The following is a 3,431-nucleotide window of genomic DNA, read 5'->3' as shown; positions in this document are numbered from 1 at the left end:
GGATGGCTTGCTCAATCGGCGTTTAGAAAATAAGCCGAAGGGATAGAAGAATACAGGAGCCGTATACGAGGCCCGTACGTACGGTTCTGTGAGAGGGATGAGGCAAAAGCCTCACCCTACTCGATGCTCATCCTAAACGAAAATCGTTAAATGCTGTGATTAATTTTGGCAATGATGTTGGGTTATGTCATTTTGAAATTAAATACAGTGTTAATGGGATTTTGCAATCTGTACCCGTCGCTTTTACAGTCTTTGCCACTAAAATGATACAAGCTCAAGATTTGAGCATTATGAACCATGAAATTGATCGTGTTTATCCGCTGTGGCGGTACAGTATTAGTGGAAAAAACAACGCATACTCAAGGCAAATCAACTAGGCAACCAGAGAGATTTGAACTCTTTTGGTTAGCGCAATTTGAGCGCTTAGTTGACGAGTTTAATCAAGGTGTAAAAAGAGTATTAAACGCTGCACATAATCGGTTGCAGTCTTACACTTTTGAGCAGAGTTTAGAGAGAGTAAATAAACGATTAGGGGCTAAGCAGGAGCAAAAAGCAAAAGAGTTAATAGCATCAAAACGCTCATCTCGAATTACTATTAAAAAGCAGCGCTTAAATATTGATACCCCAGAAAACCGCTTTATTAAAATGGTACTTGCGAAAACTAAAGCGAACTTATCTCAGATACTATTAGAAATAAAAGCAGATAAAGATTCAAAAGTATCTAGTTCATTTATTAGCGAGTTAGACGCGTGGCGTACCCAAGTTGCTCAGTATACAAAGCACGCGCTATGGCATGAGGTGGGTGTTTATAAAGGGCAATATACCGAGTCTAAAGTGCTGCAAGAAGCAGCTGGTTATTCAAAAGTTTATAAAGTTTGGCAGCAATTGAAATACTACTTAAATGGAAGCTTTGGAGAAAGTCGTTTATCGATGAAGTCTGTTGCTGAAATTTATGAGATTTGGTGTTTTTTAGAGGTGAAGTCGATTATTGAATCTTTGGGCTTTAAACCACAAAAAAAGACGCTAAGTCACCTTAAGCAAGTGCAGTTTGAGAAGCAATTTCCTAAGGATGAGATGGCTGCTGCTTTTGTATACCAACACGAAAGTGATGGTATGCAGATTGAGCTGGCGCATGAGCCTTCATTTACACCCAAAGGCTCAGCTAATCGAACTTGGCTTGCAAACCACCGACCGGATATTGTGCTGCGTGTTACTTTGGAAAATGGAGAAGCTTTCTTTATTTTATTTGATGCAAAGTACCGTATAGATACCACACAGTTTGGTGGTAAAGATGCCGTACCTGAAGATGCTATAAATCAGATGCATAGATACCGTGATGCGATTATTCACCAACAGCATATTGAATACGAGTTACCATTAAAAAGTCGTCCTGTTCTTGGGGCATTTGCTTTATTCCCTGGCTTTTTTCCAGAGCAAAAATCTGAACAAAACCCTTATGCCGAAGCTATTAATGAAATTGGTATTGGCGCATTTCCGTTATTGCCAAGTGAGGGGAGTGAAGATTCCACTAATTATTGGATAAAAAAATATTTAGCTCAAAAACTAGGTAAAACGCGCAAGGCTTTGGAATACAAACAATCTTCGTCATATGATTATCATTTTGTTGAAGATGCTGCTCGTATTGCCCCTTTTGGCGTAAATGTGACTAGACATACTGATTTGACATTTGTGGCACCAGTAAATGAGCTAGATCGTGATCAAACGTATTTGGAAAAAGCCAAAATAGGTAGTTTAAAGGGTTATCATACAAGGCTTATTGCGACTAATCGTCAAAATGTTCACAGAAATATTATGCGTGAAATACGTTACCTTGTACTCACTGTGCGCGACAGCACTCAAGATACAGAGCAATTAGGAAAGTATTTATATTCAGTGGCAAGCGTAAAGCTATTACCTAGACGCGACATTGATAAGGAAATAACAGGAAAAGATAGTGATGCTCTCGAAAAATACTGGGTGTTTGAGTTTTCTGGTGCGCCAGTTCTTTTACCTAATGCTATTGCAAAACCTTATGAAGAGCACTTCAACTTTAAACTAATTCAAGCAGAACGTTTACCTGATATTTCGCATTGGGGTGAGATTCAGGGTAATTTAGAGCTGTACAAAGATTTAAGTCCTATATGGTAAAAACACCTAACAATCTTGGCGTATTTGTTAGTGTATAACTCAACGGTGAGTTTAAAAAAGTGTCCGAAACCGTCGTGGCGTGAAAAGCCTAGTTATATTAATTATGTAGAAGGTGAAGTGAATGACAGAGCATATCCCTCAAGCTCCACAAGGAGAGTTTGTTCTTTTTACTAGCGCAGATGGTCAGACGCGTGTTGAATGTCGCTTTGAGTTAGATACCTTATGGCTATCTCAAGCTGTAATGGCAGAACTTTACGATAAAGATGTTCGTACTATAAATGAGCACCTGATCAATATATACAAAGAAGGTGAGCTTGTACAAAACGCAACCATCCGGAAATTCCGGATAGTTCGGTTAGAAGGTACTCGTCAGGTATCTCGCGAAATCGACCATTATAATCTTGATGCGATTTTAGCCGTAGGCTACAGAGTTCGCTCACAACGAGGTACACAATTTAGACAATGGGCAACTAGGATATTAAAAGAGTATTTAGTTAAAGGGTTTGCCATGGATGATGAGCGTTTGAAAAACCCTCCCGTGGGACAATCTGCCGTTCCTGACTACTTTGATGAGATGCTCGAACGCATTCGCGACATTCGAGCTAGTGAGCGACGTGTATATTTGCGGGCTAAAGAAATTTTTACAATGGCTGCCGACTATGAGCCCTCTAATCAAGAGACTAATCGCTTCTTTCAAACTATACAGAACAAGCTGCACTATGCTTGTACGCAGATGACGGCTGCTGAGCTTATTTCCAACCGTGTAGATGCTAATAAGCCCGATATGGGCTTAACCAGTTATAAAGGTGATGAAGTACGTAAAACAGACGTCACCGTTGCTAAAAACTATCTGCGGGAAGACGAAATTAAAGAACTGAATCGAATTGTAAATATGTGGCTTGATTTTGCAGAAGACCAAGCGCTACGACGCAAGCAGGTATTCTTACAAGACTGGGCTGATAAGCTTGATCAGTTTTTGAGCTTTAATGATCGTGAAGTTTTAAGCGGCGCAGGGAAAATCTCTAAAAAAGCGGCCGACGATAAAGCAAAGTTAGAGTTTGATAATTTTGCACAGAGGCGCCGCTGTTTGAAAGAAGCTGAGGGAGAAAATGCAAATATTTCTGCACTTAAAGCAATAGCTAATAAAGGCAAAAAAGACTAGGGGCTGTTGATCTTTGTAGTACATATATCAATCAGCCCACATTGGTAGCCACATCATAGTAAATGCTAAAGCGAGCATTGAATGATAATTTCGTTCAAGCTTTTCATACCGCGTGGCTATC

Annotated in this window: 3 protein-coding genes and 1 pseudogene; 3 read left to right on the top strand and 1 reads right to left on the bottom strand. The window is 39.8% G+C overall.

The features are described 5' to 3' along the window. The first annotated feature begins 155 nt into the window (after positions 1 to 155). From H4J63_RS20435 to H4J63_RS19500, 3 genes are all read left to right on the top strand, one after another. Entirely contained in the window at positions 156 to 377 is a 222-nt protein-coding gene (locus H4J63_RS20435; protein ID WP_310734728.1) for a DUF2357 domain-containing protein, read from the top strand. Next, positions 298 to 2,148 (top strand): DUF2357 domain-containing protein, encoded by a 1,851-nt coding sequence (locus tag H4J63_RS19505; protein WP_310734727.1) that lies wholly within the window; start codon positions 298 to 300, stop codon positions 2,146 to 2,148. Before H4J63_RS20435 ends, H4J63_RS19505 begins: the two co-directional genes overlap by 80 nt. A gap of 121 nt (positions 2,149 to 2,269) precedes the next feature. Continuing rightward, a complete protein-coding gene (locus H4J63_RS19500; protein ID WP_182198077.1) occupies positions 2,270 to 3,310 on the top strand; it encodes a virulence RhuM family protein in 1,041 nt (346 codons plus the stop codon). Between the two features lie 27 nt (positions 3,311 to 3,337). On the opposite strand, the pseudogene H4J63_RS19495 reads toward H4J63_RS19500, so the two are convergent. Then, positions 3,338 to 3,431: pseudogene (locus H4J63_RS19495) on the bottom strand (IS5/IS1182 family transposase); the annotation flags it as partial.

It is taken from the genome of Pseudoalteromonas sp. 5Ae-yellow (genome assembly GCF_014077565.1).
Lineage (GTDB): Bacteria > Pseudomonadota > Gammaproteobacteria > Enterobacterales > Alteromonadaceae > Pseudoalteromonas.
Note: the sequence above shows the minus strand (reverse complement) of the source record. Positions and strands in the feature narration are given on the sequence as shown.

What these genes read in the sequence shown, in the direction of transcription:
- H4J63_RS19505 (WP_310734727.1), top strand. Translation starts at nt 298, where the DNA reads ATGAAATTGATCGTGTTTATCCGCTGTGGCGGTACAGTATTAGTGGAA.
- H4J63_RS19500 (WP_182198077.1), top strand. Translation starts at nt 2,270, where the DNA reads ATGACAGAGCATATCCCTCAAGCTCCACAAGGAGAGTTTGTTCTTTTT.